Source organism: Pseudomonas cimarronensis, from assembly GCF_049331905.1.
Lineage (GTDB): Bacteria > Pseudomonadota > Gammaproteobacteria > Pseudomonadales > Pseudomonadaceae > Aquipseudomonas.
This window is the reverse complement of record NZ_CP186283.1, coordinates 2,270,290-2,295,707: the sequence shown is the minus strand read 5'-3', so window position 1 is coordinate 2,295,707 and position 25,418 is coordinate 2,270,290. Positions and strand designations below refer to the sequence as shown.

At 61.2% G+C, this 25,418-nt stretch carries 26 protein-coding genes; 12 read left to right on the top strand and 14 right to left on the bottom strand.

Going from position 1 to position 25,418, the window contains the following annotated elements:
- Positions 1 to 27: 27 nt before the first annotated feature.
- The 4 genes from ACOCLD_RS10730 to ACOCLD_RS10715 all read left to right on the top strand — a co-directional run bounded on the left by ACOCLD_RS10730 (position 28) and on the right by ACOCLD_RS10715 (position 3,648).
- Positions 28 to 855 carry a methyl-accepting chemotaxis protein gene (locus tag ACOCLD_RS10730; protein WP_418904257.1) on the top strand — a complete coding sequence of 276 codons (828 nt, stop codon included), beginning with the start codon at positions 28 to 30 and terminating at the stop codon, positions 853 to 855.
- Between the two features lie 61 nt (positions 856 to 916).
- The gene (locus tag ACOCLD_RS10725; protein WP_422909155.1) at positions 917 to 1,765 is read left to right on the top strand and encodes a substrate-binding periplasmic protein; all 849 of its coding nucleotides are present in this window, start codon (positions 917 to 919) and stop codon (positions 1,763 to 1,765) included.
- Positions 1,766 to 1,835: 70 nt separating this feature from the next.
- Positions 1,836 to 2,561 carry a 1-acylglycerol-3-phosphate O-acyltransferase gene (locus tag ACOCLD_RS10720; RefSeq protein ID WP_257779589.1) on the top strand — a complete coding sequence of 242 codons (726 nt, stop codon included), beginning with the start codon at positions 1,836 to 1,838 and terminating at the stop codon, positions 2,559 to 2,561.
- A gap of 115 nt (positions 2,562 to 2,676) precedes the next feature.
- Entirely contained in the window at positions 2,677 to 3,648 is a 972-nt protein-coding gene (locus ACOCLD_RS10715) for a magnesium and cobalt transport protein CorA (RefSeq protein WP_422909154.1), read from the top strand.
- A 117-nt stretch (positions 3,649 to 3,765) separates the two neighbouring features.
- Here the strand turns inward: ACOCLD_RS10715 and ACOCLD_RS10710 are convergent, their stop codons facing one another.
- The gene (locus tag ACOCLD_RS10710; protein WP_392541586.1) at positions 3,766 to 4,494 is read right to left on the bottom strand and encodes an amidotransferase; all 729 of its coding nucleotides are present in this window, start codon (positions 4,492 to 4,494) and stop codon (positions 3,766 to 3,768) included.
- A gap of 255 nt (positions 4,495 to 4,749) precedes the next feature.
- Here ACOCLD_RS10710 and ACOCLD_RS10705 point away from each other — a divergent pair, with 255 nt between their 5' ends.
- Positions 4,750 to 4,884, top strand: a complete 135-nt coding sequence (locus ACOCLD_RS10705; RefSeq protein ID WP_422909153.1) for a hypothetical protein — start codon at positions 4,750 to 4,752, stop codon at positions 4,882 to 4,884.
- A gap of 27 nt (positions 4,885 to 4,911) precedes the next feature.
- Complete coding sequence (gene ptrC / locus ACOCLD_RS10700) at positions 4,912 to 5,109, top strand: type III secretion system co-regulatory protein PtrC (RefSeq protein ID WP_422909152.1); 198 nt, start codon at positions 4,912 to 4,914, stop codon at positions 5,107 to 5,109.
- A 16-nt stretch (positions 5,110 to 5,125) separates the two neighbouring features.
- On the opposite strand, the gene ACOCLD_RS10695 is transcribed toward ptrC, so the two are convergent.
- From ACOCLD_RS10695 to ACOCLD_RS10685, 3 genes are all read right to left on the bottom strand, one after another.
- Complete coding sequence (locus tag ACOCLD_RS10695; RefSeq protein WP_422909151.1) at positions 5,126 to 5,527, bottom strand: lysozyme inhibitor LprI family protein; 402 nt, start codon at positions 5,525 to 5,527, stop codon at positions 5,126 to 5,128.
- Positions 5,528 to 5,706: 179 nt separating this feature from the next.
- Positions 5,707 to 7,851 carry a 3-hydroxyacyl-CoA dehydrogenase NAD-binding domain-containing protein gene (locus tag ACOCLD_RS10690; RefSeq protein WP_392541589.1) on the bottom strand — a complete coding sequence of 715 codons (2,145 nt, stop codon included), beginning with the start codon at positions 7,849 to 7,851 and terminating at the stop codon, positions 5,707 to 5,709.
- A gap of 16 nt (positions 7,852 to 7,867) precedes the next feature.
- Complete coding sequence (locus tag ACOCLD_RS10685; protein ID WP_233684466.1) at positions 7,868 to 9,073, bottom strand: acetyl-CoA C-acetyltransferase; 1,206 nt, start codon at positions 9,071 to 9,073, stop codon at positions 7,868 to 7,870.
- Positions 9,074 to 9,791: 718 nt separating this feature from the next.
- On the opposite strand from ACOCLD_RS10685, the gene ACOCLD_RS10680 reads away from it, so the two are divergent.
- Positions 9,792 to 10,151 carry a rhodanese-like domain-containing protein gene (locus tag ACOCLD_RS10680; RefSeq protein ID WP_422909150.1) on the top strand — a complete coding sequence of 120 codons (360 nt, stop codon included), beginning with the start codon at positions 9,792 to 9,794 and terminating at the stop codon, positions 10,149 to 10,151.
- A gap of 2 nt (positions 10,152 to 10,153) precedes the next feature.
- Positions 10,154 to 10,960, top strand: a complete 807-nt coding sequence (locus tag ACOCLD_RS10675) for a c-type cytochrome (protein ID WP_422911790.1) — start codon at positions 10,154 to 10,156, stop codon at positions 10,958 to 10,960.
- A gap of 766 nt (positions 10,961 to 11,726) precedes the next feature.
- Here the strand turns inward: ACOCLD_RS10675 and ACOCLD_RS10670 are convergent.
- From ACOCLD_RS10670 to ACOCLD_RS10635, 8 genes are all read right to left on the bottom strand, one after another.
- Entirely contained in the window at positions 11,727 to 12,524 is a 798-nt protein-coding gene (locus ACOCLD_RS10670) for a transglutaminase family protein (RefSeq protein ID WP_422909149.1), read from the bottom strand.
- Complete coding sequence (locus ACOCLD_RS10665) at positions 12,521 to 13,471, bottom strand: alpha-E domain-containing protein (protein ID WP_233684462.1); 951 nt, start codon at positions 13,469 to 13,471, stop codon at positions 12,521 to 12,523. The genes ACOCLD_RS10670 and ACOCLD_RS10665 overlap by 4 nt, the downstream gene beginning before the upstream one ends.
- Positions 13,472 to 13,473: 2 nt before the next feature.
- Positions 13,474 to 14,883 carry a circularly permuted type 2 ATP-grasp protein gene (locus ACOCLD_RS10660; protein ID WP_422909148.1) on the bottom strand — a complete coding sequence of 470 codons (1,410 nt, stop codon included), beginning with the start codon at positions 14,881 to 14,883 and terminating at the stop codon, positions 13,474 to 13,476.
- 260 nt (positions 14,884 to 15,143) lie between these two features.
- Positions 15,144 to 15,851, bottom strand: coding sequence for a type 1 glutamine amidotransferase (locus tag ACOCLD_RS10655; RefSeq protein ID WP_422909147.1), 708 nt, complete (start codon positions 15,849 to 15,851; stop codon positions 15,144 to 15,146).
- 112 nt (positions 15,852 to 15,963) lie between these two features.
- Complete coding sequence (locus ACOCLD_RS10650; RefSeq protein WP_422909146.1) at positions 15,964 to 16,299, bottom strand: ribonuclease E inhibitor RraB; 336 nt, start codon at positions 16,297 to 16,299, stop codon at positions 15,964 to 15,966.
- Positions 16,300 to 16,741: 442 nt separating this feature from the next.
- Complete coding sequence (locus ACOCLD_RS10645; protein WP_422909145.1) at positions 16,742 to 17,503, bottom strand: SDR family oxidoreductase; 762 nt, start codon at positions 17,501 to 17,503, stop codon at positions 16,742 to 16,744.
- The gene (locus tag ACOCLD_RS10640) at positions 17,503 to 18,432 is read right to left on the bottom strand and encodes an alpha/beta hydrolase (RefSeq protein WP_422911789.1); all 930 of its coding nucleotides are present in this window, start codon (positions 18,430 to 18,432) and stop codon (positions 17,503 to 17,505) included. Before ACOCLD_RS10640 ends, ACOCLD_RS10645 begins: the two co-directional genes overlap by 1 nt.
- On the bottom strand, positions 18,416 to 19,891 hold the full coding sequence (locus tag ACOCLD_RS10635; protein WP_422909144.1) for a flavin-containing monooxygenase: 1,476 nt from the start codon (positions 19,889 to 19,891) through the stop codon (positions 18,416 to 18,418). The genes ACOCLD_RS10640 and ACOCLD_RS10635 overlap by 17 nt, the downstream gene beginning before the upstream one ends.
- A 170-nt stretch (positions 19,892 to 20,061) precedes the next feature.
- Between ACOCLD_RS10635 and ACOCLD_RS10630 the strand changes: the two genes are divergently transcribed.
- The 4 genes from ACOCLD_RS10630 to ACOCLD_RS10615 all read left to right on the top strand — a co-directional run bounded on the left by ACOCLD_RS10630 (position 20,062) and on the right by ACOCLD_RS10615 (position 24,342).
- Positions 20,062 to 21,033: an AraC family transcriptional regulator gene (locus ACOCLD_RS10630; RefSeq protein WP_422911788.1), complete on the top strand. Its 972-nt coding sequence runs from the start codon at positions 20,062 to 20,064 to the stop codon at positions 21,031 to 21,033.
- Between the two features lie 141 nt (positions 21,034 to 21,174).
- Positions 21,175 to 22,617 carry a methyl-accepting chemotaxis protein gene (locus ACOCLD_RS10625; protein ID WP_422909143.1) on the top strand — a complete coding sequence of 481 codons (1,443 nt, stop codon included), beginning with the start codon at positions 21,175 to 21,177 and terminating at the stop codon, positions 22,615 to 22,617.
- A 339-nt stretch (positions 22,618 to 22,956) separates the two neighbouring features.
- Entirely contained in the window at positions 22,957 to 23,838 is an 882-nt protein-coding gene (locus tag ACOCLD_RS10620; protein ID WP_422909142.1) for a DNA-3-methyladenine glycosylase family protein, read from the top strand.
- Between the two features lie 6 nt (positions 23,839 to 23,844).
- Complete coding sequence (locus ACOCLD_RS10615; RefSeq protein ID WP_422909141.1) at positions 23,845 to 24,342, top strand: methylated-DNA--[protein]-cysteine S-methyltransferase; 498 nt, start codon at positions 23,845 to 23,847, stop codon at positions 24,340 to 24,342.
- A 268-nt stretch (positions 24,343 to 24,610) separates the two neighbouring features.
- Here ACOCLD_RS10615 and ACOCLD_RS10610 read toward each other — a convergent pair whose 3' ends face one another.
- Both ACOCLD_RS10610 and ACOCLD_RS10605 read right to left on the bottom strand, forming a co-directional pair.
- On the bottom strand, positions 24,611 to 25,165 hold the full coding sequence (locus tag ACOCLD_RS10610) for a histidine phosphatase family protein (protein WP_422909140.1): 555 nt from the start codon (positions 25,163 to 25,165) through the stop codon (positions 24,611 to 24,613).
- A gap of 2 nt (positions 25,166 to 25,167) precedes the next feature.
- Positions 25,168 to 25,359, bottom strand: coding sequence for a PLDc N-terminal domain-containing protein (locus tag ACOCLD_RS10605; RefSeq protein WP_422909139.1), 192 nt, complete (start codon positions 25,357 to 25,359; stop codon positions 25,168 to 25,170).
- Positions 25,360 to 25,418: the final 59 nt, after the last annotated feature.

Sequence of the window (25,418 nt, the reverse complement as noted above, 5' to 3'; positions counted from 1 at the left end):
AGTCTGCAGAGTCTGATCAGCGAGGTCATGGGCAGTTCCAGACAGGTGCGTGAAAGCACCACACTGACCTCCAGCGAGGCCGATCAAGCCGCCAATCGCCTGCAACAGCAATTGCAAGAGCTGGATCAGCTGGCCACCGCTATGCAGGAAATGGCCTCCACCGCCGAAGAAGTCGCGCGCAATGCCCAGGCCGCCGCGCAAGCCGCCATTGCCGCCAATGAAGAAACCGAGAACGGCGTACGGGTAGTCTCACGCTCGACCGAGGCGATCAAGAACCTGGCCGAAGAAATGGACGAAACCAGCCATGCGATCAACGAGCTGGCCAAGCTCAGCCACAATATCGAGTCGATTCTCTCGGTGATCACCAGCATTGCCGACCAAACCAACCTGCTCGCGCTCAACGCCGCCATCGAAGCTGCCCGCGCCGGGGAGTCCGGTCGCGGTTTTGCCGTAGTCGCCGATGAAGTGCGCTCACTGGCCTCGCGCACCCAGCAGTCGACTCAGGAAATCCGCCAGATGATCGACCAGTTGCAATCCGGGGTGAAACAGGCCGAGTCGCGCATGCAGCAAAGCCGTGACACCGCCAGCAAGACCGCCGAAGATGCAGGAGCGGCCAACGACATGCTCGGACGCATTCGTGACGCGATCACCCGGATCAACGACATGAACCTGCAGATCGCCACCGCCGCGGAGCAGCAAAGCGCCACTACCGAGGAAATCAACCGCAACACCACCAATATTCGCGACATCAGCCATGAGGTCGCTGCGGGTGCCGAAGAACAGGTGCGCCAATGCGCCGTGATGGTTGATCAGGTGGGTCAACAGGATCACCTGCTCGGTCGCTTCAAGGTCTGACTTCCATACATCAGGCTGCGCCTCACCGCGCAGCCAGCGCCAACCGATAAGGAGATTGGGCATGCGCATACTCGTAGCGTGGCTACTGTGTCTGGCTTTACAGGGTACGGCTCTGGCACAAACGCCCATCAGTGTTACGGTACTGTGTGACGCCAGTTATCCACCCTACAGCTATGCCGAAAACGGTGAAGCCAAGGGCCTCTACAGCGATATTCTGCGTGCGGCCTTTGCCCGCATGCCTGGCTATCGCATCAGCATCCGTCCAGTGCCCTGGCCACGTGGCCTGGCGGCCGTAGAAAAAGGTACGGCCTTTGCCCTGTTCCCACCCTATTACCGCCCCGTTGAACGGCCGTGGATGGATTACTCGCGGCCGATTCTGGAGGAAAGCGTGGTGGCCTTCGTGCGCAGCGAACTGGCCCAGCAACGGGCCATCGAAGATTTCCCGGCGGCCTATGCCGGGTTGCGCGTTGGTCTCAACCGGGGCTTCAATATCATCGCCGCCCCCGATTACAAACGCATGCTGGCCGCAGGCCAGGTGCAGCAGAGCTACGCCAGCGACAACCGCACCAACCTGTTGCAACTCAAACGTCAGCGCATCGACGTGTACATCAACGATCGCCTGTCGATCCTCTGGGAACTGCAACAGATGCGCGATCAAGGTCTGCTGGGCAATGCCGGGCTGGGCTGGCTAGTCGAAGGACCGAGACTATCCAGCGAACATGGCCACCTGGGCTATACCCGCGCCAACTCAGAGGCCTATCCCTATAAACAGGATTTTATGCAGCGCCTGGATCAGGCCCTGCTGGGCCTTGAAGCAGATGGCAGCATCGCTCGCCTGGCCTCACGTTACAGCGCTATCGACCTGCGCTCAGCCATCGGTACGACTAACACAACCGGCAACAACCTCTGATCGGCATCAATTGCTGAAAGCAGTGCACGCCCGTACACTGCGCGCCTTTTTCCTATGACAGGCGTACCAAATGCTTTTTCTTCTGCGCATGCTGGCGATGGGCGTGCACTTTATCCTCGCTGGCATCCTGGGCCTGTTGCTCGGCATCTGCCGCCCGTTCAACCCGGATAACAGCCGCCTGTGCGCCCGTCTCTACAGCGTACCGGCGCAATGGTTTTTGCGCTGGAAGCTCAAGACCGACGTACAACCGCTGCTTGACCATCAACGTGCCTGCGTAATCGTGGCCAACCACCAGTCCAACTACGACCTCTATGTGCTCGGCCGCGTGGTGCCCGAGCGTACCGTAAGCATCGGCAAGAAAAGCCTGAAATGGGTGCCCTTCTTCGGCCAGCTCTATTGGCTGGCCGGCAATGTGCTGCTCGACCGTGGCAACGCAATTCGCGCCAAACAGGCCATGCTCACCACCACCGACACCTTGAAGCACAAAGACACCTCGATCTGGGTCTTCCCTGAAGGCACGCGCAACCTGGGCAAAGGCCTGTTGCCGTTCAAGAAAGGCGCGTTCCAGATGGCGATTGCTGCTGGCGTGCCGATTATCCCGGTGTGTGTCAGCACCTACGTCAACCATATCCAGCTCAACCGCTGGAACAGCGGCGATATCATGATCCGCTCGCTGCCAGCCATCCCCACAGCTGGCCTGAGCCAGGACGACCTACCCCAGTTGATCGAAACCTGCCGTACGCAGATGCAGCAATGCATCGAGGCCATGGATCAGCAGTTGACGCAACGCGCCTGAGTATTACCCGCTGCCCATAAGCCCAGCCCTCGTGCTGGGCTTTTTATTGGCATTCACACCGAGCACGGCGAAGCCGCTAAGCTGCGTGCTGAAACCAGCCAATAAGGGATGCATCATGGGTCGAGTGGTTGCCGCCGCTGTTTACAGCAAGGGGCTGAAAGTCAGCAATATCCGCCTTGATGAGGGCAAGCAGTGGGCGAAAAAGCCCGGCCACTTTGTCTGGATCGGCCTGCACGACCCTGGCAGTGAGGAGCTGAGCAACCTGCAGCGACAATTCGACCTGCATGAGCTGGCGCTGGAAGACGCCCTGCAGCGACACACCCGGCCCAAGTTAGAGACCTTTGGTGATGCGCTGTTTCTGGTGCTTTACTCGCCCATTCGCGCCAATGGCGAACTGACCTTTGTCGAAACCCAGCTGTTTGCCGGCAACGGCTACATCATCAGCGCCCGCTACGGTGAGTCGGCGCCCTATTCGCAGGTACGCCAGCGCTGCGAGGCACGCCCGCTGCTGCTTGAGCACGGCGAAGATTTCGTACTGTACGCGCTGCTCAGCTTCGTGATCGAGAACTACCGACCGCTGATGGACAGCTACCACAGCGAACTTGAGGAGGTGGAGCAGCAGGTGCTCAAGCACCCTCTCAGTCAGGCCGATGTCGAGCGCATCCAGGGCCTGCGCCGCGACCTGCTGCGTCTGCGCCGTTATATCGGGCCGCTGGCGGAAATCTGCCAGGAACTGCAACGCCTGGATTTCCCGTTTATCGACAAGAACATGCGCCCCTACTTCCGCGACGTGGCGATTCACGTCAACCGCCTGCTGGAAGACCTCACCGCCCTGCGCGAAATGGCCGACCATGCCATCGAGATCGGCCTGCTGCTGGAGTCGTCACGGCAAAGCGTTACCCAACGCAAGTTCGCCGCCTGGGCGGCAATCCTGGCATTCCCCACCGCAGTGGCGGGGATCTACGGGATGAACTTTCAGAACATGCCCGAGCTGACCTGGCAGTACGGCTATTTCGCCGTACTCGGTGTAATCACCACCGGCTGCATCAGCCTGTATGCCAGCTTCAAGCATTACGGCTGGTTATAAAAAATCGCCTGGAACGGTTGTTAACGCTGCAGATTGGCAGTCCAGAGGGTGGCGGCAATAAATAGCACGCCATAAAAAAGCCCGGTCACTGACCGGGCTTTCTGCATCCACCAACGCTTACTCAGCAAGGCCGGCACGGCCGTGGGCGACAAAGCGCATCATCCACTCGGCGACCATATGGCCCTGGTGATCATGTTGCAGGCTGTCAACACCGCGGGTATAGGCCGGCTCACCGATATGTTGCTGACGCAGGTCAAGCAGCGCACGCGAGTAGTCATGCACAAACTCGGGATGGCCCTGGAAGCACAGCACCTGGTCGCCGATGCAGTAGGAGGCAATCGGGCAGAACTCACTGCTGGCTAGCAAGGTCGCGTTCTCCGGCAGTTGAGTCACCTGGTCCTGGTGGCTGATCAGCAGCGTCAGGTCTTCCAGATCCGGGCTCATCCAGCTCGGCTTGTTTTCCATACGGTATTGATGAATACCCACGCCCCAGCCTTGCACGGCGCGCTCGGCCTTGCCGCCCAGCAACAGCGCCAGCAGCTGGTGCCCGAAACACACGCCGAGCAGCTTGTCGCCACGGGCATAACGCTCCAGCAGATAGGTTTTCAGCGTCTGGATCCAGGCGTCGCTGCCAAAGGAATCTGCCTTGCTGCCCGTCACCAGATAAGCATCGTAGCGCTCGCTGTCCGGCGGGTAATGCCCCTCCATCACGTTGTACACCTTGAACTCGGCAGCAATCGGCTGACGGGCGAACAATTGCTCGAACATACGGCCATAACTGTCGTATTGGTCGACCAATTCAGGGCGAAGAACATCGGTTTCCAGGATGCAGATCTGCAGCGGCATATGGGCGGTTACCTAGGGCGCAGGAGGGTTGTTTTTCCAGCGCGCAAGCGTGCCTGCTGACAGCTTGCATGGCAATAGTTCTGGGCCCAACCCGACCAATTACCCGCTGCTTCTGCGCCCTCTGTAAATACCCGGCATGCGGACCATCAGCGCCCTCGATAGTCACCATAAGCACCATTCACTTCTGTCGATAACGGCACAGGCCGATGATCTGGCCATCGGGCACTGCGCCCCACCCCAGAAGAGGACACTCCCATGACCAGTTTCTCCGCCATCGCCAGCCTGCTGGCCGCCTCAGCCTTCAATAGCAGCCACAGCGCCAGCAGCATTCGACAGGCGCAACAGGTGCAGACCACTCAACAGCCCGCCACCCAGCGCACCGGCCAATAACAGCGTTATCAGCCTCAGGAGAACGCCATGAGCATCGCCCAAACACTGAGCAACCAGAACGTCTACGGCGTAACCTACGCCACGATCGACAGCAGTGGCATCCACTTCGAGTCCGAACTGGCCATTGCGTTGGGCGACGGCAGCCTAGCGACCCTGCGCATGCCCACCCAACTGAGCGAGCGTCAGGCCATCCAGCAACTGGTTTGCGGCCGCCAAGCGTGCTGAAAACCGCTCAAGCTGACTATTGCGCAGGAATCGGGCAGCTCAGGTCGCCTTCTTCGCAGACGGCCAGCTGCTCCAGCTCTTTGACCCGCACGGCGGTCTTTTGCGCAAGGCAGCCGTTAAGCACCATAGGGTAGGCCGAACCGCCCTCGACCGACGCTGACTCGAACGCGCAAGCCAGATCACGGAATTTGATCCAGGCCAGTTGCACCTCCTTGAGCTGCTGTTTCTGCCCATCATCCAGACGCTTGCGGTAATCGCCGTAGAGCTGGTTCAGACGTTTATCCTGAGCGGCATAGTCCGCCGCCGCACACTGATTGAGGCTGAACTGATCCATGGCATTGGCGCAGTCATCGGCCCATGCCGGCACCGCCAGCAAGCCCAGGCTGATTGCCAGCGCACTGCTTGTCCCGATTTTCATATCACCTCCCTTGCGCCACGCCCGCGTGGCCGTTGCAGCAGTCTAGCAAGCAGCTAAAAACTACCTGCGTTGCCATTGCTGCCTCGCTTACGTTTTTCACCAACCCGCTAGTGCCATGCCCATAAAAAACCGGCTCACAGGGAGCCGGTTTTCAGTACCTCTGCCTTAACGCGACGGCGTTAGAAACTTTCGTTCTTCGCCGCCTTCTCCAGCAACAACGCCGGCGGCAGGAAGCGCTCGCCGTACTGCTCAGCCAGGTACTGGGCGCGGGCGACAAAGTCCTTCACTCCGTACTGGTTGATAAATTGCAGCGCACCGCCGGTCCAGGCTGCAAAGCCGATGCCCATGATCGAGCCGATGTTGGCATCGGCTACCGACTTGAGCACGCCCTCTTCCACGCAGCGCACGGTTTCGATGGCCTGGATAAACAGGATGCGATCCCGCACGTCGATCTGCGAAATCTGCGCATCGCTCTTCTCGAAACGCGCCTTGAGTTCCGGCCACAGGTGCTTCTTACCACCTGCAGGGTAATCGTAGAACCCCGCACCCGCCGCCTTGCCCGGGCGCTTGTACTCGTTGAGCATCATGTCGATCACCGCAAACGCCGGGTGTTCGGGGATCTGCTTGCCTTCGGCAGCGAGGTCCTTGATGGTCTGCTGACGGATATGGTTCATCAGGCTCATCGACACTTCGTCGCTGATCGCCAGCGGGCCAACCGGCATACCGGCCTTGCGCGCTTCGTTCTCGATCATCGCCGCGCTCACGCCCTCACCCAACATGGCCAGGCCTTCATTGGTGAAAGTACCGAACACCCGCGAGGTGAAGAAGCCGCGGCTGTCGTTGACCACGATCGGGGTCTTCTTGATCTGCATGACGTAATCGAAGCCACGCGCCAGGGTCTCGTCGCTGGTCTGCTCGCCCTTGATGATTTCCACCAACGGCATCTTGTCCACCGGGCTGAAGAAATGCAGGCCGATAAACTTGTCCTGCTTCTGCACCGCCGTGGCCAGGCCGGTGATCGGCAGGGTCGAGGTGTTGGAGGCGATTACCGCATCCGCCAGCGCCGCACGTTCGGCCGCTGCGGTGACATTGGCCTTGAGGTCACGATCCTCGAACACCGCTTCGATAATCAGGTCGCAGCCCTCGAAATCAGCGTCACTGACAGTGGGTTTGATCCGCGCCAGGATGCCATCGCGCTTCTCGGCGCTCATCTGGCCACGGCCGACCTTTTTCTCCAGCAGCTTGGCCGAGTAGCTTTTGCCCTTCTCCGCGGCTTCGATGGAGATGTCCTTGAGTACCACCTCGATACCGGCGACCGCCGACACATAGGCAATACCGGCGCCCATCATGCCGGCACCGAGCACACCGACCTTCTTGGTCACGTAAGGCTCGAAGCCTTGTGGGCGTGAGCCGCCGGCGTTGATTTCATTGAGCTGGAACCAGAAGGTACCAATCATATTCTTCGCCACCTGACCGGTGGTCAGCTCGGTGAAGTAGCGCGCTTCGATGATCTGCGCGGTGTCGAAATCGACCTGCGCACCCTCAACGGCGGCGCACATGATCTTCTCCGGCGCCGGAAAGCAGCCCTTGGTCTTGTCACGCAGCACGCTCGGGGCGATGGCCAGCATCTGCGCCACATTTGGGCTGGACGGTGTACCGCCGGGAATTTTGTAGCCTTTCACATCCCACGGCTGCACGGCGCTCGGGTTGGCGGCGATAAAGGCGCGTGCCTTGGCCAGCAGGTCATCGCTGTCGCTGGCCAGTTCATGGATCAGGCCGGCTTTGAGCGCCGCATCGGGACGTACCTTCTTGCCTTCAGCCAGATACGGCAAGGCTTTTTCCAGGCCGAGGATGCGCACCATACGCACCACCCCGCCGCCGCCCGGCAGCAGGCCGAGGGTCACTTCCGGCAGACCGAGCTGAATGCTGGAATTGTTCAGGGCGATACGGTGATGGCAGGCCAGAGCAATTTCCCAGCCGCCGCCCAGGGCTGCACCGTTGATCGCCGCCACCACCGGCTTACCCAGGGTTTCCAGGCGACGCAGTTGGCCCTTGATGTTGAGGATCATCTGGTAGAAGGCTGGCGCGTCGGCCTTGGTGACCTTGATCAGCTCATTGAGGTCGCCGCCGGCGAAGAAGGTCTTCTTCGCGGAGGTGAGGATGACCCCGGCAATGGAATCCTTCTCGGCTTCCAGGCGGTCGACGATCTTGCCCATGGCTTCGCGGTACACCGCGTTCATGGTGTTGGCGCTCTGGCCAGGCATATCCATGGTCAGAACGACGATATTGTCCTGGCCTTTTTCGTAACGGATGGCGTCAGTCATTTTTCTTATCTCCGCCTCAAACTCGTTCAATGATGGTGGCGATGCCCATGCCACCACCCACGCAGAGGGTGGCCAGGCCATAGCGCAGCTTGCGCTTCTCCAGCTCGTCGATCAGGGTGCCGAGAATGGCGCAACCGGTCGCACCCAGCGGGTGACCCATGGCGATGGAACCGCCGTTGACGTTGACCTTGTCTTCGCTGACGCCCATGTCCTTCATAAACTTCATTACCACCGAAGCGAACGCCTCGTTGACCTCGAACAGATCGATGTCATTGACGTTCAGCCCAGCTTTGGCCAATGCCTTGCGGGTGGCAGGTGCCGGGCCGGTGAGCATGATGGTCGGGTCGGTACTGGTCACGGCAGTGGCGACGATGCGTGCACGCGGCTTCAGACCCAGCTCGCGACCTTTGGCCTCGGAGCCGATCAGCATCAGGGCAGAGCCATCAACGATGCCCGAGCTGTTGCCTGGGGTGTGCACGTGGTTGATCTGCTCAACATGGCTGTAGACACGCAGCGCGGTGCTGTCGAAGCCCATCTGGCCCATCATCTCGAAGCTTGGCTTGAGCTTGCCCAGGCCTTCGAGGGTGGATTCGCCACGGATAAACTCATCGTGATCGAGCAGCACGATGCCGTTCTGATCGGCCACCGGAATCAGCGACTTGCTGAATGAGCCGTCCTTGCTGGCGCGAGCGGCCTTCTGCTGCGAGCGCAGAGCGAAGCTGTCGACGTCAGTACGGCTGAAACCTTCCAGGGTGGCGATCAGGTCGGCGCCAATACCCTGCGGGGTGAAGTGGGTGTGCATATTGGTCGCAGGGTCCATCACCCAGGCGCCGCCATCGGAACCCATGGGAATGCGCGACATCGACTCGACACCGCCCACCACCACCAGATCCTCGAAACCGGAACGCACCTTCATCGCGCCGATGTTTACCGCTTCCAGGCCCGAAGCGCAGAAACGGTTGAGCTGTACGCCCGACACGCTGACATCCCAATCGGCAACCATGGCGGCTGTTTTGGCGATGTCCGCGCCCTGATCACCCACCGGCGTTACACAGCCGAGCACGATGTCATCGACCTGGCTGGTGTCCAGGTTATTGCGCGCTTGCAGCGCCTTGAGCAGGCCGGCGATCAGGTCGACAGGCTTGACGCTGTACAGCGCCCCGTCCTTCTTGCCCTTGCCGCGGGGCGTGCGCACGGCATCGAAAATATATGCTTCGGTCATGGCGTCCTCAGACCTCCAATGGAGGGTGGCTGATGGCGCAGGTGAGGCCCGCGCCTGTTTTTGTTGAGTGGGCCTACCATACGCCGGGCGGAACCAGGCTCAATGACCGAAGTGCTCAGGCCTATTGACCGCTCAGCTCAGACAAACGGTCAATCACTGGGCGAAGGGCAACAAGCGCGTCTAGCTCAAGGGCTGTTTACCACCCACCGGACACGCCTCATAACTGCTGGCAACTAGCCAGTGCGATTTAGTAATCAAGGCGTCTATAGCCGCTGCCAGCCCAGCTCTACAGTTGAATCAGGTCATCGGCAATTGCCCTGTCGATTGACCGCTGTCGGCGTCGTCGCCGGGTTTTGCCGGGACGGCTTGAATGATCAACACGAGACGTGGCATCACCTCCGCGCAGTACGCAGGAGCGCGACGACCGCGCCGCAAAAAACAACAAGGCCACTCGCCATGCTCAATCCCATAAAAATGCGCCAAGCAGGCATGATCGTTTTTGCCACCACCCTGATCCTGATTCTTCCCAACCTGACCCGACTGGTCGGCTAACCCGAATCCTGCTGCGCCTCCATCCCCACAAATGGTTCGCGTCCAGCCCCTGAAACCCTGCCCTGCCAGCCACCGTAGCGTGCGTCGGCAGTGGCAGCGCGTTTGCCAGCATCGCGCACGCAACGGCCTGTGCTAGGGTGATTTCAATCACCCCAAGGAGCCCGCCATGCGCACCCTACTTGCCACCCTCGGCCTACTTGTCAGCCTGCCACTACTGGCCGGCGAAGCCGAACTCAATGCCGCCGTTGTCGCCCTGCAATCGCCTGACAGCGTGCTGATTGATGTGCGTACCGCCGAAGAGTTTGCCGCCGGCGCATTGCCCAGCGCCGAGCAGATCGACCATGAACAGATCGCCAGCAGCATCAGCGCCATCGCCCCGGACAAGGACACGCCCATCGTGCTGTACTGCCGCAGCGGCCGCCGCTCTGGCATCGCCGAAGAAAGCCTGCGCGCCATGGGCTACAACAACCTGATCAACGCCGGCGGCTATGACGAACTGAAACTGGCCCTGGAGTCGCAGGATTGAACATACGCACTCTAGGTGTCGCCCTGCTCACCCTCTTGCCCTTCAACTACCTGCACGCCGCCGAACTGACCCTGGAACTGGGCAACGGCAGCCAGCGCCTGAGCAGCGCCCAACTGCTCGCCCACCCACAAGCGCAAACCATCGAAATCCGCGACGATGTTAGTTACAAACGCAACATGCACTACCGCGCCGTGCCGCTGGCCGCGCTGCTGGAAGGGGTACAACCGGGCGATCACCTGCAACTGGTGGCCAGCGACGGCTTTGCCGCAGAGCTGCCCGCTGCGCCTGCGCTAAGCCAAACCGCCAGCCAAGCCTGGCTGGCCATCGAAGACCCGGCACAACCCTGGCCCGCCCTGGGCAACGGCAAACCCAGCGCCGGCCCGTTTTATCTCGTCTGGCAAAACCCAGCCGCCAGCCAGATCGGCCCCGAGCAATGGCCGTTTCAACTCGCCAGCATCCGCAAACTGGCCCCGGTTGCGCAGCGTTTCCCGCAACTGCTGCCAGCGGCAGACGCCAGCCCGGCGGTGCAGGCCGGCTTTGCCCAGTACCAGAAAAACTGCATGGCCTGCCATCGTCTGAATGGTGCAGGCGACTCGCAATTCGGCCCCGACCTGAATATTCCGCACAACCCGACCGAGTATTTCAGTGGCGATTTTTTAAGCCGCTATATCCGCGACCCACAGAGCTTGCGGCGCTGGCCCCAGGGCAAGATGCCGGGGTTTTCTGTTGAGGTATTGAATGACAAGGAATTGGGGGAGTTGGTTGAGTATTTACGGCATATGGTGGGGCGCAAAGTGCAGCCTTTGTAGGTGCTGGCTAGCCCGTAACCAATGTGAATACAAGAACATCGCGGCCAAGGCCGCTCCTACAGGTTCCGCAAAGCCGCAAGCATTGATGGCAGAACCGTAGGATGGGTTGAGCAACGCGATACCCATCAAATCGCTGTGGTTGCAGGCCGTTGTTTTGGCTTTGCTTTTGGTTCAGCCACACAAAACGTACAGACGACGCCAAACGCCCCTTCAGGAGGGTGAACAGAATCGTTGTGAAACGGAGCGCAGCGGAGTAACAGCCGCAGGCTGGCCCGCAGGCCGAGCAAAGCGAGTCAAGGGCTTGAGCGGCATGGATGCCGCGAGAGCCGCGATGGGCCAAGGATGGCCCTTCGCGGCGGGCCCCTGGAGCAATGATTCTATTCACGAACCCTGCCGCAGGCAGGGCCGGATGTCGGGGCAAGCGTTTTTGGTTACTTTTGCGGCGACTGGCAAAAGTGACTCGCCCGTAAGGGGCGAAACCAAAACTAGAGCCGACAGCAGCAGGCGGGCTGTACTACGAACCCTAACGAGAATACGTGCAACGGCGACCACCGCTTGGTGGGTTACGTAGCGCTCAAGCACTGAGCTGAACAATCAATCTCGGATCAGCGCCCCTAACCCACCCTACGAGGCAGGCTTCATTCGCGGCCGGCGTCACGCGCCATTAAAACCCTCTCCCCAATCCCTCGGCTTTAGCATCCTGCGTCGCCCTACCTCCTGCATCCATGCAGTCGTCTCCCGCAAGCGGGCAGAGGGGGCTTTAAAGCTACTGCTGTTGCACCCGCACCAGTGGAGCAACCTCCACTTGCGCATGCATCTGCTCAATGCCGCCACCTCGGCGCATGCCGCGTACCGGGCAGGCGTCCAAGTAGTCCAAGCCCACGGCCAGCTTCAAATGCCGCTCCGGCTTGGCCAAGCAATTGGTCACATCAAAGCTGTACCAGGCATTGTCCAACCAGGCTTCCGCCCAGGCGTGGCTGGCCAGGTGGTCTTCGCTGTCGGTAAACAGATAGCCCGACACATAGCGCGCCGGCACGCCCAGGCTGCGTGCGCAGGCCAGGAAGGCATGCGCATGATCCTGACAAACGCCCTTGCCGCCAGCAAAGGCCTCAGCCGCACTGGTTTCCACCGCCGTGGTGCCTGGCGCATAGCGGATATGCGCATTGAGGGCGTGCATCAGGTCGATCAGGCCAGTGCGGTCCTGACGGTTTTTGCTCTGCAGCTTGGCGAACTCGCGCAGAGCTTCGTCGGCCTCGGTGAGGCGGGTAAAGCGCAAAAACGGCAGCGCCGACTGGTTTTCGTGCTCGGCCTCGCGCGCCTCGTCGATTTCCACCTGGCCGCGAGCGCCGATAACGATGGATTCGTGCGGCTCGTCCAGGGTCAGCACATGCAGGATATTGCCGTAGGGATCGACCTGCGCGCGCACCGGACGTGGCAAGGTCAATTGCCAGCTGAGCACCTGCTGACGCTCGCTGTCGTGCGGGGTCATGCGCAGGTACTGGATGCTGGTGCGCACCTGATCTTCATAGTGATAGGTAGTGTCGTGGCTGATTGACAGTCTCATGCGACCTCCAGGTAGGAGCTTTGGATGGCTTGGCCCAGCTGGCGAACCAGCAGGATGAAATCGGTGAGCCAGGCGTGCAGGCCCTCGTCGAGTACTTCTTCGATGCTGGTGTAGCGAAGCCGCGCTTCCAGTTCAGCGGCCAGGCGCTGGGCTGGGCGGCCGTTGTCGCCGGGCAGGCTGGCGAGCATCAGGCTTAATTCATCCATGCAGGCGCGCAGCGAACGCGGCACATCTGGGCGCAGCAGGAGCAGTTCGGAGACTTTGCGCGTACCGGGCGAGCCGCGATATATCTCGGCAAAGGCCTCGAACGAGGACAGCGCACGCAGCAGTGCAGTCCACTGGTAGTAGCTGCGCGCCGGGCGGCCGTCGATTTCGTCGATGTCTTCACCGAGCATTTCGTAGCGGGCATCGAGCAGTCGCAGGGTGTTGTCGGCGCGTTCGATAAAGGTGCCAAGGCGGATAAAACGATAAGGGTCGCCACGCATGATGGTGCCGAAAGTGGCGCCACGGAACAGGTGCGAGCGCTCCTTGACCCACTCGCAGAAGCGGCTGATACCGTAGCGGCCCAGGCCCTGCTCGGCGATGCCGCGAATCTCCAGCCAGGTGGCGTTGATGTTTTCCCACATGTCGGCGGTGATCCGCCCGCGTACGGCGTGGGCATTGCTGCGCGCGGCCTGCAGGCAGCAGTAAATGCTCGCCGGATTGCTCGCATCGAGGGCGAAGAAGTGCAGCATGCGCTCGGCGTGCAGCGGGCCGTGACGCTCCAGATAATCATCCAGGGTGCCGGTAATCAGCAGCGGCATGGCCAGTTCTTCCAGGCCATCGCCCTGCCCGTCTTGCGGCATCAGTGACAGGGAGTAGCTGACATCGAGCATGCGCGCGAGGTTTTCCGCACGCTCCAGGTAACGCGACATCCAGTACAGATCAGAGGCAGTTCTACTCAACATGATTAGTCCTCCACCACCCAGGTGTCTTTGGTACCGCCACCCTGGGACGAGTTGACCACCAGCGAGCCTTCACGCAGCGCGACGCGGGTCAGGCCGCCGGGCACTAGGCGGGTCTCGCGCCCGGAGAGGACGAACGGCCGCAGGTCGATATGCCGTGGCGCGATACCGTTGTCGACAAATGTCGGACAGGTCGACAGGCACAGGGTCGGTTGGGCGATATAGGCCTCAGGGCGGGCGATTAGCCGGGCGCGGAAGTCTTCGATTTCGGCCTTGGTGGCGGCCGGTCCGACCAGCATGCCGTAGCCGCCGGAGCCTTGGGTTTCCTTGACCACCAGCTGTTCCAGGTTGGCCAGCACATGGGACAGCTCGGCTGGCTTGCGGCACTGGAAGGTCGGCACGTTTTTCAGGATCGGCTCTTCGCTTAGGTAGAAGCGGATCATGTCGTCGACATAGGGGTAGATCGACTTGTCGTCCGCCACCCCGGTGCCAATGGCGTTGGCCAGCACCACGTTGCCGCTGCGGTAGCAGGCCAGCAGGCCCGGCACACCGAGCATGGAATCGGGATTGAAGGCCAGTGGGTCGAGAAAGGCATCGTCGAGGCGGCGATAAACCACATCCACCTGCTTGGCCCCAGACGTGGTGCGCATAAACAGCTTGTCGTCACGCACAAACAGATCCGCACCCTCGACCAGTTCCACGCCCATTTCGCGGGCGAGGAAGGCGTGCTCAAAGTAAGCGCTGTTGAAACGCCCCGGGGTCAGCACCACAACGTTGGGGTTATCCAGCGGGCTGGAGGACTTCAGCGTGTCGAGCAGCAGGTTCGGGTAGTGATCGATGGGGGCCACGCGCTGCGCAGCAAACAGCTCGGGGAACAGGCGCATCATCATCTTGCGGTCTTCGAGCATGTAGCTGACGCCGCTGGGGGTGCGCAGGTTGTCTTCCAGCACGTAGTAGCTGCCATCGCCATCGCGTACCAGGTCGACCCCGGCGATATGCGCGTAGAGGTCGCGGTGCAGGTTGAGGCCCTGCATGGCGATCTGGTAACCCTCGTTGGCCAGTACCTGCTCGGCGGGGATGATCCCGGCCTTGATGATGCGCTGGTCGTGGTAGAGGTCGGCGAGGAACATGTTCAGCGCCTGCACGCGCTGGATGCAGCCACGCTCGACGATGCGCCATTCGCTGGCCGGGATGCTGCGCGGGATGATGTCGAACGGGATCAACCGCTCGGTGCCCTGATCATCGCCATACAGGGTGAAGGTGATACCGGCGCGGTGGAACAGCAGATCGGCTTCACGGCGGCGCTGAGCCAGCAGTTCATCCGGCGTTTCCGCCAACCAGCGGGCAAAAGCCTGGTAGTGCGGGCGGACAGCGCCGCTCGCGTCGTACATCTCGTCATAAAAGGTGCGGGCCATGCCGTACTCCTTGTCACCCGGACATGGAGACAGCTTTGCAAGGCCCGCGCCATACAATAAAAATGTTTTAAATCAGTGACTTGAGTATTGTCGATGCGAGCAACGCACCAAGCCGGGGCGCATTGGTGACCGCCAGGTCGCAGAGCGCGCCATTTTAAGGCGGACATCCCGGCTAAAGCTCCGCAGGGTGGATAACGCTCTTGTTATCCACCACAGGTAAGCACGGTGGATGGGTAAAACGTCATCCACCCTGCCCGGCCTCAGAGCCCGGCCAGCTGCAGCCAATGGCGATAGAAGCCTTCGGCGACGCGGTTCAACTCAGCGACTTTGGCCGGCAGATGGTCGAGCATCTGCGCCCTGCTCTGCTGGCTCGGTTGGCTTTCATCCAACAGGTGATACCAATCGCCGAGCCACTGGCACACCAGCGCCTCGTCCATTTCCGGGTGGCCTTGCAGGGCCAGGATTTTATCGCCCCAGGCAAACGCCTGGTTGCTGCACCAGGGGCTGCTGAGCAAGGGCTGGGCGCCCTCGGGAATAGCAAAGCTGTCGCCATGCCACTGAAAGACCGGGAACTGTTCAGGCAGGTGCTGCAACCAAGGGCTGGGCGCAGCCTGATCGAGGCGGGTCAGCGGCTGCCAGCCGCTTTCGGTGTAGGGCATGCGGCTGATTTGCGCACCCAACGCCTTGGCCAACAGCTGGCCGCCCAGGCAGTGGCCGATCAGCGGAATATCGCGGCGGATAAAATGCTGCAGCGCCGCCACTTCGGTGGCCAGCCAGGGCAACGGATCATTCACGCTCATCGGCCCGCCCATGATGGCCACCGCCTTGGGGCGGTCGAGGTCAATGCCGTCCAGCTCACCCAGATCCGCGCGCAGCACGGTAAATGGGTGGCCAGCCTGCTCCAGCACCTTGCCCAGGTGGGCCGGCGGGCAGTAATCAATGTGGGTGAAAATCAGGATGTCGGTCATGCGCCAAGTCTGAAGCAAAGCGCAGGTTGGGGTCGAGGGGTGATTGCTTGGGGAGCGTTCTAGCCAGATTGAAATGAAACGGGCCAGCTTATGGCCGGCCCGCGTGCAGACTTCAGGGCTGCCTTACCTCCTGGGTTACGCCCCACCCATCCAGCTTGCCGCCCAGCGGCGCCACGACCGACTCCAGATCATGCTCGAAGTCACCAATACCTTGGTAGGTCGCAAACATTACTTTACTGACTTGCAGGTGCCAGGCACCGTCATCACGCTCGGTCACCAGGGCGTGTAAGGATTCACCTCGAAATTGGCGGGTGGCCATGCGGGCCCGCTCCTCGTCCGGGAAAATGGCGTAGAACTCGATGGGATGGAAGCTGGCAAAGTCGAAGCCACCTTCCTTCATCCGCCGTAAAACCCCGTTGCTGACATCATCGTGCAAGGCTGTGCTCATGAAGTGACCTCCTCAGGCGATGGACAAATTTACAGGACGCTAAAGAACCAACTGGGTGTCGATACTGCAGTGCTACGACCTGTTAAACGCTTTCCCATTGCTACCGCCAGAGCCTCAGCGGTGTCGCGGCACCGATTGCAGTGCCGCCCGAGAATCAAGCGATGTGCTGCTTGATGTGTCATAAGCCAGACCTGAAACCAGGGCTGGTCAACGCAGGCTTGTGCAGAACGCACAAGCCGGAAGCGTTAATTGCAGACTAGTCCTATCGCGCGCGGTTTGCCCAGCGAAATATCCAACTCAGCGAACCTCAAGTGTCGCGGCTAAAGCCCCTCCCACGGCTTAACGTCAGACGCATCAGCTGCTGCCCATGCTGTGGGAGGCGCTTTAGCGGCGAGCGTCGGGGCCAGCAGGATTTATAGGGCAGCCATCAAGTCCAGTCAGATTACTCACGGCTTAGCCAGGCCATGATGCGCCGGGTCAACCAGGCGGGCGTCACTTGCCCGGACCAATACAGCAGTTTGAACTGCAGACTGATCGGCCGGTGTACCTTGTGCTGCTGCGCCTGAGCCCAGGCGGCCTGGGCCACGGCTTCAGCCTCAAGATTGACGCCCAAACGGCGCAATACCGGGGCCTGGAAGCGCTGACTGTTAAGCATCGGCGTGCTGACAAACGGCGGCATCAGATCACCGACACGAATGCCGTGCTTGGCCCACTCCAGCTCCAGCGCCTCGGTCAGCCCGCGCACAGCGAATTTTGAGGCCGAATAACTGGCCAGATGCGGTACGCCATACAGCCCGGAGGCCGAGCCCATATTGATTACCTGGGCACCGGGCGTGGCTTTCAGATAGGGAAACGCCGCGTGGGTCATGTTCAGCAGGCCCAGCACGTTGATCTGCAGGATACGCGCATGCTCACTCAGCTCGATGTCCTCGAAGTGTCCACACTGCAAAATCCCCGCGCTATTGAACAGCAGGCGCAACTGGCCGCCATGTAAGGCGCAGAAGTCCGCCAGGGCGACCTTGACCGCTGCCGGGTCGGTGACATCCAGCTCGGCATGCCAAACGTTACCCAGCTCGCCTGCCAGCTTGGCCAACGCCTGATGGTTGATATCAAGCAAGCCGACCTGCCAGCCGTGCTGATGAAACAGCCTCGCGGTGGCCGCGCCGATGCCGGAAGCGGCACCCGTGATCAGAATGTTGTTCATCAACAACCTCGCTCACGCAGAAAGCTCACCACTTCGGCCAGGGCAAAATCCGCCGCCTTGAGCATGCCGGCGTGGGCCTGGAACACGTGCCACAGATCCGGGTAGCGCTGCAGACGCACATCAACGCCGGCAGCCTTGGCCTTGTCGGCAAAACGCAGGCTGTCGTTACGCAGGATTTCATCTTCACCCACCTGAATCAGCAACGGCGCCAAACCGTGCAGGTCAGCAAACTGCGGCGATAAACCGGGATCGTCATGGGCCAGTCCGGCCGGGCAATACAGTGCCAGCGCCTGCTCCACCCATTTGCGGTGGATCAGCGGGTCACCGGCGGGCGGCTCGTGCAGCTGGGTGCCGGTAAAGTCGGTGACTGGGGAAAAACACACTAGCGCCGCCGGTTGCGGCAGCCCTTGGTCACGCAGGCGCAGACTGGTGATCAGGCTCAGGTTGCCACCGGCCGAATCGCCGCCGATCACGATCTGCTCGGGCTTGTAGCCTAGCTTTATCAATTCCTGAAACGCGGCCAGGGCATCCTCACGGGCCGCCGGGTATTGATGCTCGGGTGCCAGCCGGTAATCCAGTGCGCACACATCCATCTGCCCACGCTTGGCCAGGTTGGAGCAGATCGCCCGATGGGTATTCGGCCCGCCGATCAGGTACGCACCACCATGCAGATACAACAGCACCGTGCCGCGACCACTCTGCGGCTTATGCCACTCACAGGGCCGCCCGCCCAGGGTGCCAACACTGCGGGTGATACCGCGCGGCGTCGGGCTCACCGCCGTCAGCAGACGCAGCACCGCACGCTGGCCGGCAATCGGCATCGGCGGACGCACCAAGCCACGAAACAGCAGACGCAGGCTGGTACGCAGCACGCTGCGCAGCAGTGCCTGATCAGCGGCTGGGGCGGTAAATTCAGCGGGTGCATTCATAGTCATCGGGCTCCGGTGCGCGGGTTTGCTGGCGATAGGTAAAGGTGTAGCCCGGCCAGTTGTTGGTGCTTTTGCCGGAGGCGGTTTTGTACCAGCTTGAGCAACCCTGCTCCCATATCGTTCGATGTGAGCTGGCCTGAATCTGCTGGTTGTAGCGCTGCTGCACTGCAGCTTTTACGTCGACATAACGGGCGCCTTGCTGACGCAGCAAATCAATGCAGCCAAGCACATAGCGGAACTGGCTTTCCAGCATATAGATGATCGAGTTATGCCCCAGGTTGGTATTGGGCCCGTAAAGGATAAACAGGTTGGGGAAACCGCTGACGCTGATGCCTTTGTACGCCTCGGCGCCGTCACGCCAGGCCTGGTTCAGCTCCCGCCCGCCGAGCCCGCGAATCTGCATCGGCGCAAGAAAATCCGTGGCAGCAAAGCCGGTGCCGTAGATCAGCACATCGCACGGATGCTCGCGGCCATCGGCGGTGATGATGGCGTGCTCGCTGATACGGCTGATCGCCTCGCTAATCACCGTCACGTTGGGCTGCGCCAGTGCTGGCAAGTAGTCATTGCTGATCAGGATGCGTTTGCAGCCCATGGGGTAGTTCGGCTGCAGCTGGCTGCGCAGTTGCGGATCACTGATGTGCTGCTTGAGGTGGCGTTCGAAACTGAAGCGAAACAGCTTCATCAGCCACGGCATGCTGATAAACGCCAGGCCGCGCACCTCGTGCTGCACATACTTGAAGCCACGGTCGAGGCGCTGCAACCACGGTAGTCGGCGCATCAACGCCAGCTCCCAGGGCCGATAGGCACGATCCGGCTTGGGCAATACATAGGCCGCCGAGCGTTGAAACAACTTGAGTTCGGCCACCTGCGGCTGAATCTGCGGAACAAACTGGATCGCCGAAGCACCGGTGCCGATCACCGCCACACGCTTACCGCTCAGGTTCAGGTCATGCCGCCAGCGCGCCGAGTGAAAGGCCTCCCCGGCGAACTGCTCGATCCCTGGTAACGCCGGATAAGCCGGCTGATTGAGCTGGCCGCAGGCGCTGATCAGCACCTCGGCGCAGAGTTCCTCACCCGTGCTCAGGGTCACCCGCCACAACGCTGCCGCCGCATCGAAAGCCGCCGAAGCCACTTCGGCATTGCAGCGAATATGCGAGCGCAGCTGGTACTTGGACACGCAATGCAGCATATAGCCGTGGATTTCCGCCTGGGGCGCGTACGTGCGGCTCCAGTCGGTTTTCGGCTCGAAGGAAAACGAATACAGGTGCGACGGCACATCGCAGGCCGCCCCCGGATAGCTGTTGTCACGCCAGGTACCGCCGACTTCTGCGGCCTTCTCAAGGAGCAGAAAATCTTCGATGCCAGTCTTCTGTAACTGAATGGCCATGCCCAGACCGCCAAAGCCGCTGCCAATAATCAGCACGCGCAGAGCGGCCTGATTCTGGGAAGTGTTGTGCATTGTTATATCCCCAACCGCAAACAGTGCGGATGCCAGGATGCTACTTGCCTGCTCCCCGGCCCGTTATGGCATAGTCGGCCAATCGATTGTGACTTTCGGACAAAACAGCGGATAACGGCATGCCAGCCATCCCCTACTCACTGCCACGACGCAGCATTACCAGTGCGCAACTGCTGACCCAGTTAGGCCTCGATCACGGTTTGAGTGTCGAGCAGTGCCTGCGCCACACTGGCCTCAGCCCCCTGCAACTGGCGGAGTTGCACAGTGAAATCGAAGGGGCGCAGGAACTGCAACTGATCTGCAACCTGATCGAAGCCCTGCCCGCACAGGACGACCTCGGCCTGCAAGCCGGTCTGCGTTATCAACTGACCACCTATGGCATCTGGGGTTACGCCCTGCTCAGCAGCCAGAGCTTCCGCCAGGCTGCCGACCTCGGCCTGCGCTACCTGGACCTGACCTTTGCCTTTAATCGCATTAGCTTGCATGAGGACGCCGACCAGGCGCATCTGCAGCTGGACGGCAGCCATTTGCCGGATCAGGTGCGCGACTTTCTCCTGCTGCGCGACACCGTGGCGGTGATGGTGATTCAGCGCGAACTGACCGGCAAGCGCATGCCCTTGGATCGCGTGCAGCTGAGCATGCCGGCGCCGGCTGACACTGCACCCTTTATCGAGCAATTCGGTCTGCTACCGGAGTTTTCCTGCGCAGAAAACCGCATCAGTTTTTCCCGTCACCTGCTCGATCTGCCCCTGCCCCGCGCCAATCCGCACAGCGCCCAGCTCTGCGAACAGCAATGCCAGGCCCTGCTGGCCAAACGTCAGGTGCGCAGCGGTCTGGCCGGGCAGATTCGTGATCGCCTGTTGAGTACACCGGGTCGGCTGGCAGATATGGAAGTCATCGCCAGCGAGCTGAACATCAGCAGCCGTACCCTGCGCCGTCGCCTGGAAGAACAAGGCAGCAGCTTTCGCCAGTTACAGGAAGAAGTGCGTCAGGCCCTGGCCGAGGAACTGCTGGCCATCGCCAGCCTGAGCCAGGAGGAAATTGCCGAGCGTCTGGGCTACAGCGAGGTGTCGAATTTCCTGCATGCCTTCAAGCGCTGGAAAGGCCTGACGCCTGGGCAATACCGCCAGACGCTGGGCTGAATAACGCGACTGACAAGTCGTCGGGCAGCGCAGCAGATAACTGGCACTTTGCCATTTCATCCGCCAAATTGGCGCTTTCCACCCTCAAGCCAGCGGCCATATGCGCCGATACTGCTGTACAACCAACTGACTGGAGTTTTCATGCGACAGGGTTTCCTTGGGCAGTTCCTGCCACATGATTTGACCGACCAGGCCAGCGTCCTGTTGGCCCGTACCCTCGCCTTCAGCGGCTTGTGCAGCGTGGTCATTGGCCTGTACAGCTGCATCAAGTGGGGCCGCCTGGGCAACGATGCGCTGATGTATGGCTCGCTGCTGCTGGTACTCGGCATGCCGCTGATGCTGCTGGTACTGCGCAGCGCCGCGCTGCCGCTGGCTGTGGCAGCCAATATGGCGCTGGCCAGCATGGCCAGTTACTCGATGCTGTTGATCTACCAATTGGGCGGCCTGCATTCGGCGCATATCTACTGGCCGGCGGTGATTATCGTCTTCGCCTACCTGTTGGCCGGCACCCGCAGCGCCATGGTCTGGAGCCTGGTGCAGGCACTGTTCGTGTTCTGGCTGATTCGCCTGGAACGCAGCGGCGCCAGCCTGCCGGTATTCGAACTGAGCCCACGGGATGCGGCCTTCAACACCTACTCGGGTTACATCCTGCCCGTGCTGACCGTGTGGCTGGCACAGTGGTACAGCGCGCAACTGCGTAACCAGGCGCTGGCCGATGCCGAACAGGCACTCAATGAATCCCGCGAATTCGGGCAACGCGCCGCACGCAATCAGGATCAGCTCGGCGGTATCGTCGATGAAGTACGCAGCACTGCCAGCGACCTGCTGCAGATGGCCGGCCAGCTGCAGCAGACCCTCGGCGGCATTCGCCAGCGCTGCCAGAGCATCGACACCGATGTGCAACAGCAGGCCGATGCCATGCACCAACTGGATCTGGCCCTGCATGAAGTGCTCGACAGCCTCGCCTCCAGCACCGGCCATATGCAGCAACTCAGCCAGGACACCCAGCACAGCAGCAGCCAGGTGAATGCCTGTGCACAGCGTATGGAAGACGCCCAGGCCAGCATGCAGGCCATCCAGCAGAGCAACCAGCGCATCGCCGAATCCATGCAGATGATCAGTGCCATCGCCCAGCAAACCAACCTGCTGGCGCTTAACGCGGCCATCGAGGCCGCCCGCGCGGGGGATCATGGCCGCGGCTTTGCGGTGGTCGCCGATGAGGTGCGTAACCTTTCTCAGCGCAGCAACGAAACGGCCGATACGGTGCAGAACGTACTGGGCCAGTCGCAGCAGATCATCGACACCGGGGCCACCCAGGTCAGTGACGTGAGCAGTGCACTGAGCAGCAACGCCGGGCTGACCGACAACCTGTCGCAGTCGATCCTGCAGCACAGCCAGGCGCTCAACCATGCCCACCAGCAACTGATGCACGTACGCGACAACAGTGCCGCACAACGCGACGCCAGCCAGCGCCAGCGTGCCGCCAGCGCCGAACTGCTGCAGGCTCAGGAATCACTGGTGCAACTCGGCCAACAGCTGGAACAGCTGTCGCATCAGCTGCATCAGCACGTGGCCAGCGCTTAGCGCCTAACACGACCTGCTGCGCGTCGGCCCTGCTGCGTTACGGCTAACGCGCTTCAGCGCGACCCGAAGGGTGAGTGAAACGAGTAATGCCCATGTACAACAGTACACTGCGCTTGATTCGCTGCGCTCACCCTGAGGACCAGCCGTTGGCTGTTACTCCGCTACGCTACGTTTCTCGCCTGATTTGACTAGCCGGAGGCTGTTACTAACGTAGCGCCTACAGGACTAGCTCGCGAGTTCCAAAACAGGTTGCAAAACGAGCACATCCCGCCCTACTGGCTCCAGTTTGAAAGTCTGTTCTGCACTGACAAGCACGGCACGCAGGGTTATCTTCAGCCCATGACCACGACTACCAAACGCGTTGTATTGCTGCCCTATCAACCGCCCTGGAACTGGCAGCAGTTCCACGGCCATTTCGCCCTGCGCGCCCTGCCTGGCATGGAGCTGCTCGCCAGTGACAGCTACAGCCGCAGCTTCCAGCTCGGCGGCGTGTCCGGCTGGTTCAGCGTGCATGCCCGCGCCGATCATTGCCTGGAACTGCGCCACGGTCCGTCGGCCGATGCCTGCCAGCCGGCGCTGATCGAACGGGTGCGCAAGATGTTCGATCTGAACACCCATCCTGGGCTGATCGCCCGACACTTCTCCTGCGACGAGCACCTGGCGGCGATGCTGAGGCGCAACCCTGGCCTGCGCCTGCCCACGGCGTTCGATCCGTTCGAGCAGGCAGTACGCGCCATCGTCGGCCAGCAGGTGACGGTCAAGGCTGCGGTGACCATCACGGGTCGGCTGCTCACCCGCCTCGGCACGCCGTTGGCGGACGGGCCCAGCGGGATCGAGCGATTGTTTCCTAGCGCAGAGGCTTTGGCCGAGGCCAACCTGGACGGCATCGGCATGCCTGGCAAGCGGGTGCAGACGCTGCAACATTTCGCCGCGCAGATCGCCACTGGCAGCTTGCGCCTGGACTTGCAGGACGGCAGTGCGGCGCTGATCGAGCGCCTCTGCGCGCTACCCGGCATCGGCCCATGGACCGCCGAGTACATTGCTTTGCGGGCATTTGGCGACGCCGATGCGTTTCCCGCCAGCGATCTGGGGCTGCTCAAGGCGCCGGTGTGGGGCCCTGATGGCATCGACGCGCGCAGCCTGAAAACCCGCGCCGAAGCCTGGCGCCCCTGGCGCGCCTATGCCGCCGCCCACCTGTGGCACAACTATTCAGGAGGATGAACCAGGATGTTCTACCGCTACCACGACAGCCCAATCGGTCGCCTGCTATTGGCCGCTGACGAAGCCGGCCTGCAACAACTGCTGATGGATATCGACGACAGACCCTGGCAGATCGGCGAGCACTGGCGCAGCGCCGCCAATGAACTGGATGAGGTATGCCGGCAACTAGATGAGTATTTCGCCGGGCGTCGGCAGCGCTTCGAAGTGCGCCTGGCGCCGCAAGGCACCGCGTTTCAGCAAGCTGTTTGGCAAGCGCTGCAAACCATCCCGTTTGGCCAAACCAGCTGCTACAGCGCCCTCGCCGCCGAAATCGCACGGCCCAAGGCGGTGCGCGCTGTCGGTGCCGCCAATGGCGCCAACCCGATTGCCATCATCATTCCCTGCCATCGGGTGATTGGCCGTGACGGCAGCCTCACCGGTTATGCCGGCGGCCTGCCGCGCAAGGCGCTGCTACTCAAACTGGAAGGGGCGCAGCTGCCGGAACAGCGCTTGCTGAGTATTTAGCCTAGGGTCTGTTGCCGTTTCGTCGCGAGCCGCGTTGCTGCGTAAAATCTCGCCAGGCTAGGCGGAGGACGCAGGTAATGGTTGTTCCCTTGCCAAGTCCTCCAACACCGCATGGCGAGATTTTGCGCGCAACCCGCAGGGACGGGCCTGTTTTAGCGCGATGCTGCGTTTCTCGACACTCATTTGGAACAACCAAACTTCGTGTCTCGTGCCTTGCCTCGCGCTAAAACAGGCTCCGGCGCGGCCGCGAACGAAACGGCAACAGACCCTAGGGCTGAACTCGCGCCAGCACGCGCGCAGGAGCCTCTAGCGGTAACGCCAGAATCAGCCCTTCGCCAGACGCCGGATAAATGCCGGTCAGCGCGGTGATATTGACCTGATGGGAAACCAGCACTAACGACGCACCACGGGGTTGTGCATTGATCTGCTCGATCAGCGCGGCGGTCTGTTCACGGGCGGTTTCGGGTGTTTGAAAGAATGAATCAAGGGCTGGCAACGCTTCGACTGCACCCAAACCCATTTCGCGAGCGGTGTCCTGCGCACGACACCAGCGGCTGCTGAGCAGACGCGCTTCAATCCACTGGTTGCGCAACAACTGCCCCCAACGCTGCGCCTGCTCACGGCCTTGTTGATTGAGATTGCGCTGGGTGCGGCAATCATTCAGCTGGAAATTCGCCGGATCACCCGTACCGGGCGCCGTGGCATGGCGCAGCAGCAACACGGCGCGGCCTTCACGCAGTGCGACCCAGGCCTGTTGATCACTGGCCTGAACCGCGCCGCTCAGCAAGCACAGCGCGATTAACCACGCACCAGCCCGCTGCATATCTAGAGTTTGACCGTGCCGCGCGGGCCCATTAGCGCCCAGATGATCAGGCCGATCACCGGCAGTAAGACAATCAACAAGATCCACAACACCTTGATGCCCGTCTCAGCATTGCTTTTGATAACGCTGAGAATCGCCCAGATATCCAGCGCCAGAATAACCAGCCCCAGTAAACCGTTGAACATTGAACCCATAAGGTGTCGCTCCTATGCGTAAGGGATCGCTTACGTAGGATAGACGCTGAGCCAAAGAG